Here is a 15,000-nt window from a genome sequence, read left to right as displayed (position 1 = left end):
TTACTCCTTCTCTTTTTTTGATGGCAATGTTTTAATCGCTGTCAATTCAATATCTAGCCCTGCGACATATCGCTCCATAAACTGTTCAAATCCTTGAACATCTTCAGGTTCAGGAGATAAGGTTTCGTATTTTTCATTGATAAACACATTATTATCCAAAAAATCATCCAAAGTTTGAGTTGTTTTTTTATTTATCGTGTACAAAGACAACACGGCCATTCCCCATGGGCCACCTTCACCTGCTGTTTTCATTACGGTAATATCGGTATTTAGTGCTGCGGCTAATAATTTTTGTGCCACAATGGGCGTTTTGAAGACACCTCCTTGCGCCACGATATTGTCTGTCAAAACTTTTTCGTCAGATAGAATACGCATACCGATTTTAATAGCACCAAATGCTGTGAAAAAATGAAATCTCATCAAATTACCAATAGTAAATTCAGAATCTGGCTGTCGCACTAATAATGGCCGTCCTTCTGGGACCGCGGTAATATTCTCACCAGAATAATAACCGTAACCAGACAGACCACCAGCATCTGGTTCTGCTTCCGTCAACGCGGTATTAAAAAGTGCTTGGTATAATTCACTGGTAGAAATATTACTGCCAATCATCTTAGCAAATTGCGAAAATAGTTTGACCCACGCACTCAAATCAGATGCTGAGTTATTGGCATGAACCATTGCTACTGGCGAGCCGGTAGGCGTTGTCACTATATCAATATTTGTATAAACGTGCTGTAAACTTTTTTCTAGTACAATCATAGAAAAAATTGATGTACCTACTGAAATATTTCCAGAACGTTTTTTAACACTGTTAGTTGACACCATACCCGTTCCTGCATCTCCTTCCGGAGGTGCAATAGTTGCTCCTGCTGATAAATTGCCACTAGGGTCAAGTAACCTCGCCCCTTTCTCTGTTAAGTACCCACCAACCTCACCAGCTGTTAATGGCTTTGGTAGTAAGTCTTGAATGTGCCAATTATATTGTTGGACAGACTTCAAAGAATCAAACTGGCTCAGCATGCGCTGACTGTAGCTCCCAGTTTTCTCATCAATTGGGAACATTCCAGAAGCGTCACCGATACCTATAACTTTTTGATCAGTCAATTGCCAATGAACGTAGCCTGCCAAGGTTGTTAAAAATTCAATGTTTTTGACATGGGTCTCTTGGTTCAAAATAGCTTGATAAAGATGGGCAACACTCCAACGTTGTGGAATATTAAATTCAAATAATTTTGTCAATTCTAGCGATGCCTCTTCAGTGATGGCATTACGCCATGTACGAAAAGGGACCAATAATTCATTATTCTTATCAAATGCTAGATAACCATGCATCATCGCTGAAAATCCCATGGCGTTAATCTGTTTTATCTCAACATTGTAATCGACAGATACTTTCTTTCTAAGATTCCTATAAGCTGTTTGCAATCCCAGCCAAATATCATCTATCGCATATGTCCACAGCCCATCTTGCAAACTGTTATCCCATTCATAGCTACCTGAAGCAATTGTTTTGAAATCTTCAGTTGTTAAGATTGCCTTTACCGTCGTCGAACCAAATTCAACACCAAGTGCAACTTCACCATTTTTAATCGCTTGTTCTATTTTTTCATCTGCCATAAATATGCTCTCCTTTATGGAAAAACGCCAACCAGTACAAGATGCCCGCTCTGCGATTTCCCTATTTCAACTGAACCAGTTTATCTATCGAATACTCTTTAATGGTTTGTTCCTTGCGCTTCTATTTCTTCAAGCGTTCTGCCATGAGTTTCGGGTACGGCAAACTTAATAAATAAGACGGCGATGATTGAAATTACACCAAAGATAGCAAATACCGTTGCTTGCGGCATGGCAGCCGTCATGATAGGAAATAATAACCCTACAGCAAAGGAACCAAGCCAATTAAATGACGATGCCAATCCACTAGCACGACCGCGAATTGCTAGCGGAAATACCTCACCAACTAATACCCAGGTGAGTGGTGCCCAAGTGAATGAATAGAAAGCAACAAATATTGACAGAAATACCACTATCAGCATAGGTGGAAACTTGTCTGCACCCACCAATGCATTGAGTGCTGATGGCATTAAGAATGACAATGCCATTACGGTTCCACCGACCATCAGTAGCGTACGCCGTTTGAACTTGTCTGCTATTACCATATACAACAACGCGCCTAGGACAAGTATCACACCTTGTACGATTGGCCATAGTAATGCGCTTGACGCAGCTTGTCCACTTGCTTTTTCAACAATCAACGGAATGTAGTAAAATATTGCGTTGGCACCCATAAACTGTTGGAAAGCTGCCACACCAATACCCGCGGTGACTAAATATCGATACTTACTGGAAAATAATGTACTTAAAGTAATATTTTTTTGCGCACCGGACTCAATTGCTACAGTATTTTGTATGTCTTCTAGCTCTGGATCCACTTCACTGGCAGTACGAATATAAGTTAACACTTGTCGTGCTTCGGCTAATTTGTGCGTTTTCACTAAAAATCGTGGTGACTCAGGTAAACGAAGAACACCAACGAAAAGTATGATTGCCGGCACAGCTGCTAATCCAAGCATTAATCGCCAAGCAATCGTATGCGGCAAGCCTTGTAGCAAATAGTCAACGATATATGATAAAAGCATTCCAGAAACAATCATCAGCTGATTCAACCCGGATAGCCGACCTCTATTTTTGGCAGGTGCCATTTCGGACATATATGAAGGTACTAATGCCGAAGCTGCACCAACTGCTAAGCCCAAGAGGAAGCGAGCAATTAATAACCACACCACCCCATTATTTGGAGAAACACCAGCCATAATTGCACCAACTGCAAAGATAAATGATGAAGCCAGTATCATTCGACGACGACCTAATCTATCTGACAGTTGTCCAGCTAATGCGCCGCCAAGAATTGCTCCTAACATAAGGGTTGAAGTGATCCAACCGATAGTTCCTGCATCTGTTAGATGCCAGTCTTTTTGTAAAAATGGTAAAGCGCCAGTCATAACGCCAATATCGTAACCAAATAAAATGCCGCCAAATGCACCAAAGAAATATATAAATGAACTGGCGATTCTTTTTGTGGATCCATTTTCCATGATTATGCCCTTTACTTAATATCTACATATGTGACACCGAATAAGTTGGCCAAATCTGTCAGCTGTTCAGAATCAACAGAGAAACTCAATGTTGTGTGATGTCCGCCACCCACTGTTAACCAACCTTCTGCACCCGCTTTCAAACCAGCCTTTGGTGTCCATAATTGCTTAGCAACTGGTAGATATGGTGTTTCAGCTTCTGGTTTATTTCCTGTGACATCATAGCTAATTAGCTTAAACTCATCACCAAAATCAGAAATTGTCACATCAACAGCATCACCAGTACGTCCACTAAAGACCAAACGAGCGGGATCTTCTTTACCACCAATTCCAAGAGGATGCACCTCAACACGTGGTTTATCTGATGCTATCGTTGGATCCACTTCGAGCATATGTGATCCGAGAATTGCTTCGTGACCTTGTCTCAAATCCAAAGTGTAGTCTTCCATAAATGCTGTCGCTTGATTATGTGACACAATTTTTAACAAACGTGTTAAGGCTGCCGTCTTCCAGTCCCCTTCACCGGCAAATCCAAATCCATCTGCCATCAAAAGCTGTGCTGCCAAACCAGGCAATTGTTCAAGGCCAACTAAGTCTTCAAAATTAGTGGTGAAAGCCGAATAACCTTTATCAGTCAAAAATCTCTTGATACCAAGGTATTCGCGTAATTGATATTTCACATTATGTTCATATTTTTCAGAATCATTTTGCCCAGCAACAAAGTCATACTTATCTTGAAGTTCGATATATAGATTATCAATATCAGCATCATCAATTGCGTTAACATACGTCACTAAGTCGCCAACACCCCAATAGTCAACCGTCCAGCCAAATTTAATTTGCGCTTCGATTTTGTCACCATCAGTTACCGCAACATTACGCATCTTATCAGCAAAAGTAACTACTTTAATTTTGAAACTTTCTTCGTAAGCAACCGCAACATCCATCCACTTGCCGATTTGTACTTGAACGGCTTCATCAGCCCAGTGTCCAAAGACAATTTTATTATTCAATCGAAGCCTAGCATTGATAAATGCATATTCACGGTCACCATGTGCTGACTGATTTAAGTTCATATAATCAAAATCAATTGAATCGTATGGAATATTGTTCAACATTTGGGTTGCCAAATGGAGCAATGGTTTGTTGAGCAATTGCGTGCCACGAATCCAGTTTTTAGCTGGTGAAAATGTATGTGCCCATGTGATAACACCAGCAACAGAGTCATCATAATTTGCTTCTTTCATTGCTTCAGTAATGTTTTCAGCTGTCACACCAACAGTTTTAAATTCAATTGGATAAGGTAAATTACCTGATTCATTTAACTTTTCAATAATTTTTTTTGAATCTTCTTCAACTTGTTTCAGTACTTCAGGACCGTACAGAAATTGAGATCCTGTCACAAACCAAAACTTGTAATCTTTTATATCAGCCATTTTTCATCCTCTGTATTTGTACTTGTAGCGACATTAGTTATTTTGAAGCGACTCGGAATCAAACAATACTATCTAGAATAATCATTTTTTGGAAACGCTTACAAACAAACTATAAAACATTTGTCCGTATAAGTCAAATAAATATATTTTTATACGATAACTTATTTTTAAAAACACAAAAAAGCTAACTAGAAGATAGATTCTAGTTAGCTTTATTTTAGCCGTTTAATTTAACTAATATCACTTACTGATTCTCTTTCAATCAATTGAGAATGATAGACAATCGACTCAACCTTATGATGTTTGATTTTCTGTAACAGCAACCTTGCTGCATCTTGTCCCATTTTCTCTTTAGCATGTGACACCGTTGTCAACCTAGGAGACAAATATTGTGATAATTGGAAATCATCAAAACCAATCACGGAGATATCTTGTGGTACTTTAAGCCCCACCTCATGAATCAAATCGACAATGCGTATCGCTAATTGATCATTATACGCGATGACGGCTGTGGGCCTCTGATCTGGATTTTTCACCAACAATTCACGCATATTTTGAAGTGCTTCATTCACTTCATCAGATTTATACATGATCGAGGAACTCTCTGGTAAGATATTCGGATGGTTCTGATACGACTGAAGAAAGCCATTCAAACGATGAATACCTTGAACATCAGAAACTTGAAATACACCTGTGATTCTTTTATGTCCGCGTTTAATCAAATATTCCGTTACCTGATAGATTGCATTTTTATCATCACTGACCAACGTGGTACCTTCAAAATTATTGTATGATGCATTAATGAAAACCATCGGAATATTTAGTTGCGCAATTTTTTGATACAAATCAATATTAGGTGTATCGATGGCACTTTGTGTTGGTTCAATGATTAATCCACCCAAATTTTGGCTCATCAAATTTGTTAATGCTGTGCGTTCACGTTTTGGGTCGTTATGGGTGTTAGCCAAAATAAGCGAAAATCCATTTTCAGATAGCACTTGATCAGCACCATCAATAATTGCTGGAAAAATATAAGATGCCACATGAGTAGATAAGATACCAATTACTTTGGGAATTTCCTCATATTTTTTTGCAGCCGACCAATCAGCCACAAACGAACCGCCACCTTGCACACGATAAACATACTTTTCATTTTCTAAATCAGAAATAGCACGTCGTACGGTATAACGGCTGACAGAAAATGCTGTCATCATTTCGCTCTCTGTTGGCAGCTGTTGATTTTTATCGTATTCTCCGCTCAATATTTTTTCTAAAATGTCTTTTTTAACAATTTCATATTTATTTGCCATATTTAATAAAAATGCGCTATGAAAATTTTATAATCAGCGCTCAGTTTCCTTTTTGGTATGCTTATTTTAATTCTCATATTTTTATTGTGTACTTTCAGTGTTTGCGTGTCTAGAAAGTAGTCCATAATAAAATTGATCTATATATAGAGTTTATCACACCGGCACTAGTAGTAGTATTAACTCAGCCAAAATCCACTTAAATTGATATGGAATTTTACTTATAGATTAAAGTATCTCATCAAAGCCATTACTAGCACGCTCAATAAAACTACAGCCATCAGAGAACGCCTAAAATAACCAATAATTAAACCAGGCAACAATGCTACTAAAGCAGTAAAGTTAACTGTCGCCAGATGCCCGTACCCATGAACAACAAATATATTTTGAAACATAAGTGTTGTCATCATTGCTAACGGTAAATACCTTAAAAATGTCGTCATCCAATCTGGAAAATTAATATACTTAGCCATAAAAAAAGGTATCACTCTAGGAATAAGTGTCACAATAATACTACCTAGAAGGACGATATAAAATTTCGTATCACTCATATCACTTACCCTCACTTCTATTTACCAAAACGGCGTAAAAACTTCCCAAAACAGAGGCTATCAATACAGACACAACTGCGCTAAAGAAATACATAAGTATATATAACAAAGCCGTAGAAACAATTATAATTGACAGCACCTTAAACTTGCTTTCCTTCGGATTTTGGAACATAGAAATGCTTGTCAGCAACCAAAGTCCGGCAAACATTCCCGTTAAAGCAAAATCCAAGCCGAATGCTGCAGGATCAGTAATGTTTTTGCCAACTACTGCAAAAATAACACAAGCTAGCCACCACGTTGCCCACGAAGCAATATTTAAGCCATGCATCCACATCACTGATCTTTCCTTGCCAGCAGCAATATTCACAGATAGTATGCCAAATGATTCGTCAGTTACTAAACTACCCATAAGCAAACTAGATACTGTAGATTGCCGTGGAAAAACCTGTGTAACCGTTAATGATTGTAAAAACATGCGAAAGTTAACCAAAAAAACCATCATGACAATACTGCTAATAGAAGCATTGGCAGCCAGCATACTAACAACAATAAACTGTCCAGAACCAGCATAAAAAATCGCTGACAGCAAAAAGACTTGCCAAATAGTAAAGTGTTCTGAGCCAGCTATTGTTCCAAATGCTGCGCCAATACTAATATAACCTAGCATGGTTGGCAGGGAAGCCTTTACGCCACTCCAAAAATCATTCAATTGTTGTTGTGATAACGACATGGATTATTCTCAATTCCTAAAATTTTAGTCGGTTGAAGCGATATAAATATCCTATCACATCTGTTTTTGAATGTTAAGAGGTTTATTAGCAAATAATTAGATAACACCTTATAAAAATTCCAACACACTTAGTATGTTGGAATTTATTATTAAAACAAATAATACATCAAAGACTCGTCACTTTATAGAACGAAAAGTCGCCGTAACCATCATGCTGATGTGCATCAGTGACCGCTATGAAGTTGAAGAGCCCCGTGAAACCTCCAATTTCACCTTTTTCACCATTAACCCCTTCATCAGATAAATAATTAACATCAACATTTTCTAGTAATATCAGCCATTCATCGTCGGTAGACATTCTATAAAACACTGTCGCTTCACCAAAATTATAGACAAATTTTATTTGAACGTGTCCATTTGAAATAGGCACCTTAACATACTGATAAATTTTTTTCTCACCCAACTTTGCTTGTGTTAAACCTAATGCTATCGCGTTTAATGATTCTGACCAGTATAAATTTGCATACAACCAATTATTAGCATCATAATATAGCCCTGCTCCAGCTGATTCAGAATAATGATCTGGATGAATTTCCACTTCAGTTTCTAGAGAATAAGTGAACGATGTAGCTCGTGTAGCTAAAATACTTGGATTCATTTGTGAGAAAAGTGACTCGCCGCCATAAATTCTTAAGTAATTTGTATTTCCCAAATGATTGACCCATGTTTTGTTCTGAAAACGATACGGGGATAAAAATCGCTTGTCATAATGAGGCTCATTAAAGTACTCCGTGATATCTTCAGAATACTTTATTGTCGCTTCTTCTTGTTGTGGGCCATCGATATTTTCCTTAGCAAAATTTGTGCCGTCAGCCATTTGTAACCAACCGTCTGCCGTCCAATTTACTTTCTGGATACCAGTTTCTCGTCCTAATGGATTTAATGTCGTACCAGGTAATGGGCGTGACATCAAATGGGCAACGTACCACTCACCATTAGGTGTCTCCACCAAAGAACCGTGGCCCGACTTTTGTATATTAGAATTTGGATTGTACATCTCAAATTGCCCAGCATCAGGATCTCCTAGGGAAAAAAGGTGTTCCGGTGAGGAAGTAATAATTGGTTCGCCACTAGGATGTGATTCATAAGGTCCAAATATGTCTTTTGATCGGCCAATTTCGACACCGTGGGCATATCCTGTACCCCCAGCTGCAATCATAAGATAATAGTAACCATTTCTTTTGTAAATTATTGGTGCTTCAGCAGCACCCCTTGAAGTAAATCCGGTAGTCACTCGATGCCACGAACCAACAATTTTCTGCTTTTCAAAGTTGAATTCAGCTATGACAATATGCCCTGGTGCTTGATAATTTGGCCTTGACTCCCATTCTAAGATAGCAATATATTTCTTGCCATCGTCGTCATGAAAAATAGATGGATCAAAGCCTATTGATGTGAGGTAAATTGGCTCTGACCAAGGGCCGTGAATACTTTCCGACCAAAGCGCATACGAATCGGCATTAAATTCTCGACCCGCCATGTTTAACATGTGCGAATAAGCAATCCAATAACGTTTTTTGTGTGCATCATAGGATAGATGTGGCGCCCAAATTCCTGCTGGTGTGTTTGTTCCCTTCAAAGAGATCTCTTCTTTTTTCAAAACATGATCAATTAATTGCCAATTTTTTAAGTCAGTTGATTCAAATAGCTGAATTGCAGGTGTCCAATGAAAGGTTGAAGTAGCAATATAATATTTATTTTCTACCCTAATGATGGATGGATCAGGTGCCATTCCAGGAATAATCGGGTTTTTTATTTTTAACATATGATCACTCTCTTTCAATTAATCGCCTCAGTATGTTTAAATCTTGGCCCATTTTTTGTTGACAGACCTTTCGAGTGACCAAGAATCCCAGCCGAACCATTCCTTATCATTAATTGTGTCAATATTAATTTTGTAACTCCAGAAAAAATAACCATCGACACGTTGCCACTGCTCAATTTGTAAGTTCCAAAGATCTTGATAAATACTCAGTGCATTGTTTTGATCAATTTCTACTTCTTGATCAAACACCTGTTGAACAGGACTAACACCACCTTTGGTGTCTGAACCTGTGGCCAAAGAATTAAACAAAGTCCATTCACCCACCACTACTGGAACGAATTCTCTAACCTTAGCAATCGCATCCCCAATCTCATTCATGTATTGATGATACGAATCAAGTGTTAACTCGCCTGTCTTCATTTCAGCAATCATTAGGTATTGGTGGGTATCTAATACAACATTCTCAAATTCATTTTTCTTAAAAAAGTCCGCCCATTTTGAAATATCAAACCCATCATGAAACATAACCACCTTGTCGAGCGGCAGTACTTCTCGTAATTTGATGTATGCTTGCTTATAAAATTCGTATAGAAACTTAAAGGTAATCGGTGCGTTTTCCAATGCCATCTCCGGATCACGAGGCTTATACCGATCAAGCATTGTTTGAAACATTTCGGCCGTTGCAGGTTCATTTAATACTTCAATACCATATAATCCAACTCTATGCCCATAGCGTTCGGCCAAACGACACAAAACTGAAATAGCAAAATCTACTTGGTCTGAGTGTTGTGCCCAGTTCTGAACGCCAGATATACCACCATTGTCAAAACCATTTTGACTCCCAGGAACTGTATGCAAATCAATTAAAATTTTAAGGTTATATGCTTCAGCCCAACTAAAGGCTTTATCAAGATAATCGATAGCACCAATAAATGGTGGCACATCACCAAAGATAAAATAAGGAACTGGAATACGTATCGTGTCAATTCCTAAACTAGCGATGTTTAAGAAATCAGCCTCCGTAATAAAATTAGCCCGGTGCATATTTATGCGCGTTCTGTATTCTGTTTCACTTAAGTCACGTGGCAAATAATACTCATCTTCTGCTTCCACACCATCAAATAATTGTGGCGCCATCCACTTTTCCAAAACAAGCCATCCACCTAAATTAACACCTTTAATCATTGTCTAAATTCTCCTTTACTTTGTCGACTTAATCATTTGGATAAATATCATAGCTAGTGCAGAAAAAACAACAGCTGTTGGAGATACCAAATTATATCCACCAAATCCAACTAAAATACTCGTAACAATTGGACCAACTGTCTGGCCTAATGTGGTTGCCATGTTTAAGATTCCTAAATCCTTACCCGATTCATTCTTGTTAGGCAAAACATCTATATTCAACGCTTGATCAACCGCACCATAAACCGCATAACCTAGTCCTGAGAATCCTGCAAACAGAATCATTGAGAATGGTGACTTCATAATCCATGGTAACAAAAACCCAATTGACATGAGCAAGGTTGCAATATTTACTGGCAGCTTTCGACGGCCAAATTTGTCTGACAAACTTCCTGAAACTAGTGAACCAACTAGTCCGACAACCATTGTCACGATTGACATGACCGAAATAGTCGCAGCAGCAGCTGTTTCACTTTGACCAATATAACTTAACAAAATATATAACTGATAATTCAAAATCATGTAGTATGAAAAAATTAATAATGACCTACCGGTAAAGGCTAACCAAAAATCACGGGCGCCTTTAAGCGGTGGACGAAATGAAGCTAATAATTCCTTAACGCCACCTGTAACTGATGGTAATGACTTTGCAGAACGCTCGTGTGGCCAAACGATAACTGTCGCAATACCTGCAATACCCATTAGGATACCGGCTGTAATAAATCCTGGGGTCTGTAACGTAATAAAGCGGGCACCAATCAAGGTTCCAAGCGACGTTCCAACGGTAGTACCAGCTGAATAAAAGGCTGATGTCGTTGCACGCAAGTTTTCAGGAACTCGATCTGACAGAGTCGCCATAGCTGGCGCAATCATCATATTTAAACCAATCATACTGATACAGTAACTAACACCGATCAACCAGACATTTTGAAACAGACCGATAGCAAACAAGGATACACCGCCGATAACACCACCTGCAACAATCCATGGTGTACGTTGGCCAAAGCGAGAACGCGTGCGATCTGATAAATTACCAACGATTAAGTTTGATAATAATGAGGTTATGGCGGTTGCTGCGTTTAAAACACCAAACACGGCTGTGGAACCTTCGGCTCCTACCACATTTCGCAAATGTTGTGGCAAAAGAACTGCAGCTATAATTGCCAATCCAGCCATCCACAACAATGAGAACAAGAAATAGGATATCGTGAATCGAAATCCATCTTTTTTGCCCAATTTAATTTGAGCATCTACTGTCTTATCCATTATCTGTTACTTCTTTCTATAATTTTTACATCCCAAGGTTGCAATGTCACTTGACTACCTTGAGCCATATGTTCTTGTTTGATTAGCTCCATACCTGAGAAAGGCGTAGCAAGGCTTGTACTCGTATCCGAAAAATTGAACAGAAAATCAATGTTCGCGCCGTACTCATTTTTTGCTGATTTAACAATCACTGGAAAAGTTACATCATAATCAGATTGGGAAATTCCTGATTGATTGATAACATGCTTTACTAGAGCATTCGTAACAGACTGGCTTGGCCAAGCACCTAAATACCATGCCATACCATTACCATATTTGTTTTCTGTAATAGCACCAAATTTTTTCCAATGATTATTATATGAGGCCAAAATTGTTGCTCCGTCACTCTCGAGCAATTCAGCCCACTCACTGATGTGCAAATCAGTATCTTCAAATATGCCAGTTTGATCTTCTAATGTCTCACCGTTGGGGTCGACAAACATGTGATAATGCGCACCAATTGCTTCTCGAATAATTGCTGGTTGTATATCAGTCCGCACTTTGACATGTTCATCAGTCACACCGTCTTTAAACGTGAACAATACATTGCCACCGTCATGAATGTACTGATTTAACGCTTTCAAAAAATTTTCGTCACTGACATATAACATTGGTACGACAACTAATGCGTAATCACTCAAATTAATTGTCTTTGGATTCAAAATATCGGTTCGGACATTTAATTTGTAAAATGTATCGTACAATCTTCGAAATACATCATTGTAGTTTACGTCTTTTCCAATCGCAAACTCTATCCAATCACTAGATGTTGCTGTGAGACTTTCGTTATCTACCACAAACGCTACGTCTGCTCCATGATTTAAGTTGACTAACTTATCAGACAAACGTTCAAAGTCATGTCCCACTTTTTGAGCCTCTTCATAAACTGGATTTGGTTCAAAATCATGACTCAGTAACCCTTTCCAATATGTCTCGAAAGAATTATGGATAGAATGCCAGTGCCAATATTCAATCATGTTCGCGCCATTGGCGATATGGTTAAAAGCAAGTTGATAAAGTTGTCCTGGATATGGTGTCCAGCTTTTAAATGCTTGTGCCTGCGTTTCTAGCACCAAATAATTTTGATGCTTAATTGAACGCGCAACATCGCCAGCAAAAGAATTTTCTGTCCCTGTAAGCTGACTTTGTGAGGGATGATAGACGTCAATTCCCACAAAGTCTAACGGTTCAGCTGCTTCAAAATGATTGACATCTGGTTGAATGCCATACGAATAATCACGCCATTCAAAATCAAAATTGTGTGTTACAAATTGAAAATCTTTTTTATACTCATTGACCAAGTCAACTTGCCAACTTAAGTATTCCTTCACTAATGAACGTTGGTATTTTGCAAACTCACCTGCTAAACTGCCGTTAATTGTACCGTTTACATTCGGAAAGTCCTCCCATGTGTTAATACGATTCGACCAATATTCAAGACCAAACTCTTTATTGAATGTATCAAGATCACCAGAAAATTTTTCTTTAATTTCTTCAACAAAACCGGCCTGTACGTGACTTGCAGATGTACCATAGTGCTTGGTTTCATTATCGACTTGATAGCCAATGATATTCTCGTAATCAACCGTTTCCTGCAACATATGACGAATGATTCGCTCAGAATAATATCGATAAATCGGACTGGTAATATCCATTATCTGCCTGGCACCATAAGGTAACCTGTTCCCGTTATTTTCAACAAGCACCTCAGGAAACTTCCTAGCCAACCAAGTAGGAAATGCATACGTCGGCGTGCCCACAATAACCGATATCTTTGCATCCCTCATTTTATTTAGCGTATAAATCAGTTTGCTAAAATCAAATACACCATCTTGTGGTTCGTAGGTACTCCAAGTACTTTCTCCAATTCTGACGACATTAATTTTAGCTTCTTGCATCATTTTGATATCTTGATCAATACGATCGTAGGGCAAATACTCAAAATAATAGGCAACGCCAAACAATAATTCCTTATTTTTGTTCATACTATTCCTTCCTTTGTGTTAGAATAAAATTACAACTCTTGATAACGCTTTCATTATGGGGCATAATTATCTTAAATGTAAGCGCTTTATTTATGATAAAACAGCCCTTTTTGAGGTTATCAAATGAAATCATTCGAAAAAAAAGAGCTCCAAGGCTCAATACGATTACCCGCATTAGATTGGAACATCTCTTTCTTTGGCGGTCATCAGCAAGATATCAAATCTGGCTGGCACTACCCTTCTGAACGTCATCTGGCATTTGAAGTATTTTACATTGTCGAAGGCGCAATCAATGTAACGGCCTTTGATAATACAATTCGCCTAGAATCTGGAGATATTATGGTTTTATATCCCAATGTATGGCACGAAACAACAAGTCTAACAAATACAACCTACTTTAATTTTCATTTCAATTTAGATGATGAACGATTCGTCACAAATTTAATAAATCAGGGTATCCTTAATTTTCCTAACGGCTCACTAAAAAATATCCCTCTTATAAAAAGTTTGGACAAATTACGGGATGTGCTAAATAAGAATATGGCGTACACTTTTAAGGACGAGTTGAAACTTCACGTGTTACTGTCTGATTTTATTTTCCAATTATTTTCTAGTGAAATATTAGAACACACACCACTTAACTCCTCACAACTTAAAATAGCCAGTTCAATTGCTTATGGTATAAGAACTACTTTGCAAAAAAATATCCACAGTTATTTTAACGAAGATTTCATTGTTAGCGATCATTCGTCACGCTTAAGTATCGACAAAATTTATAGTGATTTAAAAATTAGTCCAAGTTATGGCGGAGAAGTGTTTAGAAAAATTTATGGATACGCGCCACGACAATATTTAACAAAATTAAAAATTGCCCAAGCCAAGCGGTTACTGCAAATGCCTGATTTGAGTGTGATTGACATTAGTGAAGCGCTGGGTTACCGAGATCCCGCTCATTTTTCACGACAATTTAAAAAATGGACTGAAAATACTCCCTATCAATATCGTAAAAGTCATCAATAAAAAAGTACTGACTGTTAACAATCAGTACTTTTCTTAAAATACAGCATTTTCCAACACGGTCCACTCATCAAATATCGTATCTTCATCTTCAAAACGACGATTATTCAATAAGTATTCCTTTGCTTTTAAAACCAATGGTGAAGCATTACGAATACTAATATTTTCAAGCGGTATAAAAACAGCGCCTAATGAATCTTGCCCATCAAACTGTGGTGCTATCTCTTCAATTTTGCCAGACAACTTTTCAACATCATAAAATACAGCGATGTGTTGATTATAGTGGTAATTTAAATAATCCCAAGGATATTTAAAACTAGTAATTCCCAACTGACTATATTTCTGAACCGTCAAACCTGTTTCTTCTGCTATTTCACGTTTAATAGCAAGCGATAATTCTTCACCATCTTCTAAACTACCACCCGGCAAATCAAAACGATTAATGTAAGGTCCACCATTCTTTTTTATGACAACAATCCCTTTGCTGCTTGAATAAATAATGCCATAAACGCCAAATGCACGATGATATTTTTCCATATCCATTCCTTCTTTCTAAAGTGT

General features: G+C 38.0%; 12 protein-coding genes. 1 reads left to right on the top strand and 11 read right to left on the bottom strand.

Annotated features, from left to right (window positions below):
- The 10 genes from LEUM_RS04165 to LEUM_RS04120 all read right to left on the bottom strand — a co-directional run bounded on the left by LEUM_RS04165 (position 1) and on the right by LEUM_RS04120 (position 13,422).
- The gene (locus LEUM_RS04165) at positions 1-1,620 is read right to left on the bottom strand and encodes a xylulokinase (protein WP_011679625.1); all 1,620 of its coding nucleotides are present in this window, start codon (positions 1,618-1,620) and stop codon (positions 1-3) included.
- A 98-nt stretch (positions 1,621-1,718) separates the two neighbouring features.
- Positions 1,719-3,098: a sugar porter family MFS transporter gene (locus tag LEUM_RS04160; RefSeq protein ID WP_011679624.1), complete on the bottom strand. Its 1,380-nt coding sequence runs from the start codon at positions 3,096-3,098 to the stop codon at positions 1,719-1,721.
- Between the two features lie 11 nt (positions 3,099-3,109).
- A complete protein-coding gene (gene araA, locus LEUM_RS04155) occupies positions 3,110-4,534 on the bottom strand; it encodes an L-arabinose isomerase (protein WP_011679623.1) in 1,425 nt (474 codons plus the stop codon).
- Between the two features lie 230 nt (positions 4,535-4,764).
- Complete coding sequence (locus tag LEUM_RS04150; RefSeq protein ID WP_011679622.1) at positions 4,765-5,844, bottom strand: GntR family transcriptional regulator; 1,080 nt, start codon at positions 5,842-5,844, stop codon at positions 4,765-4,767.
- A 218-nt stretch (positions 5,845-6,062) separates the two neighbouring features.
- On the bottom strand, positions 6,063-6,392 hold the full coding sequence (locus LEUM_RS04145; RefSeq protein ID WP_010293382.1) for an AzlD domain-containing protein: 330 nt from the start codon (positions 6,390-6,392) through the stop codon (positions 6,063-6,065).
- A 1-nt stretch (position 6,393) separates the two neighbouring features.
- Positions 6,394-7,122: an AzlC family ABC transporter permease gene (locus LEUM_RS04140; RefSeq protein ID WP_011679621.1), complete on the bottom strand. Its 729-nt coding sequence runs from the start codon at positions 7,120-7,122 to the stop codon at positions 6,394-6,396.
- A gap of 166 nt (positions 7,123-7,288) precedes the next feature.
- Entirely contained in the window at positions 7,289-8,947 is a 1,659-nt protein-coding gene (locus tag LEUM_RS04135; protein ID WP_011679620.1) for a glycoside hydrolase family 43 protein, read from the bottom strand.
- Between the two features lie 36 nt (positions 8,948-8,983).
- Entirely contained in the window at positions 8,984-10,132 is a 1,149-nt protein-coding gene (locus LEUM_RS04130) for a glycoside hydrolase family 5 protein (protein ID WP_011679619.1), read from the bottom strand.
- A 15-nt stretch (positions 10,133-10,147) separates the two neighbouring features.
- Complete coding sequence (locus LEUM_RS04125; RefSeq protein ID WP_011679618.1) at positions 10,148-11,398, bottom strand: MFS transporter; 1,251 nt, start codon at positions 11,396-11,398, stop codon at positions 10,148-10,150.
- Complete coding sequence (locus LEUM_RS04120) at positions 11,398-13,422, bottom strand: beta-galactosidase (RefSeq protein WP_011679617.1); 2,025 nt, start codon at positions 13,420-13,422, stop codon at positions 11,398-11,400. Before LEUM_RS04120 ends, LEUM_RS04125 begins: the two co-directional genes overlap by 1 nt.
- A gap of 123 nt (positions 13,423-13,545) precedes the next feature.
- Between LEUM_RS04120 and LEUM_RS04115 the strand changes: the two genes are divergently transcribed.
- Positions 13,546-14,442 (top strand): AraC family transcriptional regulator, encoded by an 897-nt coding sequence (locus LEUM_RS04115; protein WP_011679616.1) that lies wholly within the window; start codon positions 13,546-13,548, stop codon positions 14,440-14,442.
- A gap of 33 nt (positions 14,443-14,475) precedes the next feature.
- Here the strand turns inward: LEUM_RS04115 and LEUM_RS04110 are convergent, their stop codons facing one another.
- Positions 14,476-14,976 (bottom strand): NUDIX hydrolase, encoded by a 501-nt coding sequence (locus LEUM_RS04110; protein ID WP_010294717.1) that lies wholly within the window; start codon positions 14,974-14,976, stop codon positions 14,476-14,478.
- Positions 14,977-15,000: the final 24 nt, after the last annotated feature.

The sequence above is a fragment of the Leuconostoc mesenteroides subsp. mesenteroides ATCC 8293 genome, assembly GCF_000014445.1.
In the GTDB taxonomy this organism is placed as follows: Bacteria; Bacillota; Bacilli; order Lactobacillales; family Lactobacillaceae; genus Leuconostoc; species Leuconostoc mesenteroides.
The sequence above is the reverse complement of the archived record's forward strand: the minus strand, read 5'-3'. Positions and strand labels throughout refer to the sequence as shown.

What these genes read in the sequence shown, in the direction of transcription:
- LEUM_RS04165 (WP_011679625.1), bottom strand. Translation starts at nt 1,620, where the DNA reads ATGGCAGATGAAAAAATAGAACAAGCGATTAAAAATGGTGAAGTTGCA.
- LEUM_RS04160 (WP_011679624.1), bottom strand. Translation starts at nt 3,098, where the DNA reads ATGGAAAATGGATCCACAAAAAGAATCGCCAGTTCATTTATATATTTC.
- araA (WP_011679623.1), bottom strand. Translation starts at nt 4,534, where the DNA reads ATGGCTGATATAAAAGATTACAAGTTTTGGTTTGTGACAGGATCTCAA.
- LEUM_RS04150 (WP_011679622.1), bottom strand. Translation starts at nt 5,844, where the DNA reads ATGGCAAATAAATATGAAATTGTTAAAAAAGACATTTTAGAAAAAATA.
- LEUM_RS04145 (WP_010293382.1), bottom strand. Translation starts at nt 6,392, where the DNA reads ATGAGTGATACGAAATTTTATATCGTCCTTCTAGGTAGTATTATTGTG.
- LEUM_RS04140 (WP_011679621.1), bottom strand. Translation starts at nt 7,122, where the DNA reads ATGTCGTTATCACAACAACAATTGAATGATTTTTGGAGTGGCGTAAAG.
- LEUM_RS04135 (WP_011679620.1), bottom strand. Translation starts at nt 8,947, where the DNA reads ATGTTAAAAATAAAAAACCCGATTATTCCTGGAATGGCACCTGATCCA.
- LEUM_RS04130 (WP_011679619.1), bottom strand. Translation starts at nt 10,132, where the DNA reads ATGATTAAAGGTGTTAATTTAGGTGGATGGCTTGTTTTGGAAAAGTGG.
- LEUM_RS04125 (WP_011679618.1), bottom strand. Translation starts at nt 11,398, where the DNA reads ATGGATAAGACAGTAGATGCTCAAATTAAATTGGGCAAAAAAGATGGA.
- LEUM_RS04120 (WP_011679617.1), bottom strand. Translation starts at nt 13,422, where the DNA reads ATGAACAAAAATAAGGAATTATTGTTTGGCGTTGCCTATTATTTTGAG.
- LEUM_RS04115 (WP_011679616.1), top strand. Translation starts at nt 13,546, where the DNA reads ATGAAATCATTCGAAAAAAAAGAGCTCCAAGGCTCAATACGATTACCC.
- LEUM_RS04110 (WP_010294717.1), bottom strand. Translation starts at nt 14,976, where the DNA reads ATGGAAAAATATCATCGTGCATTTGGCGTTTATGGCATTATTTATTCA.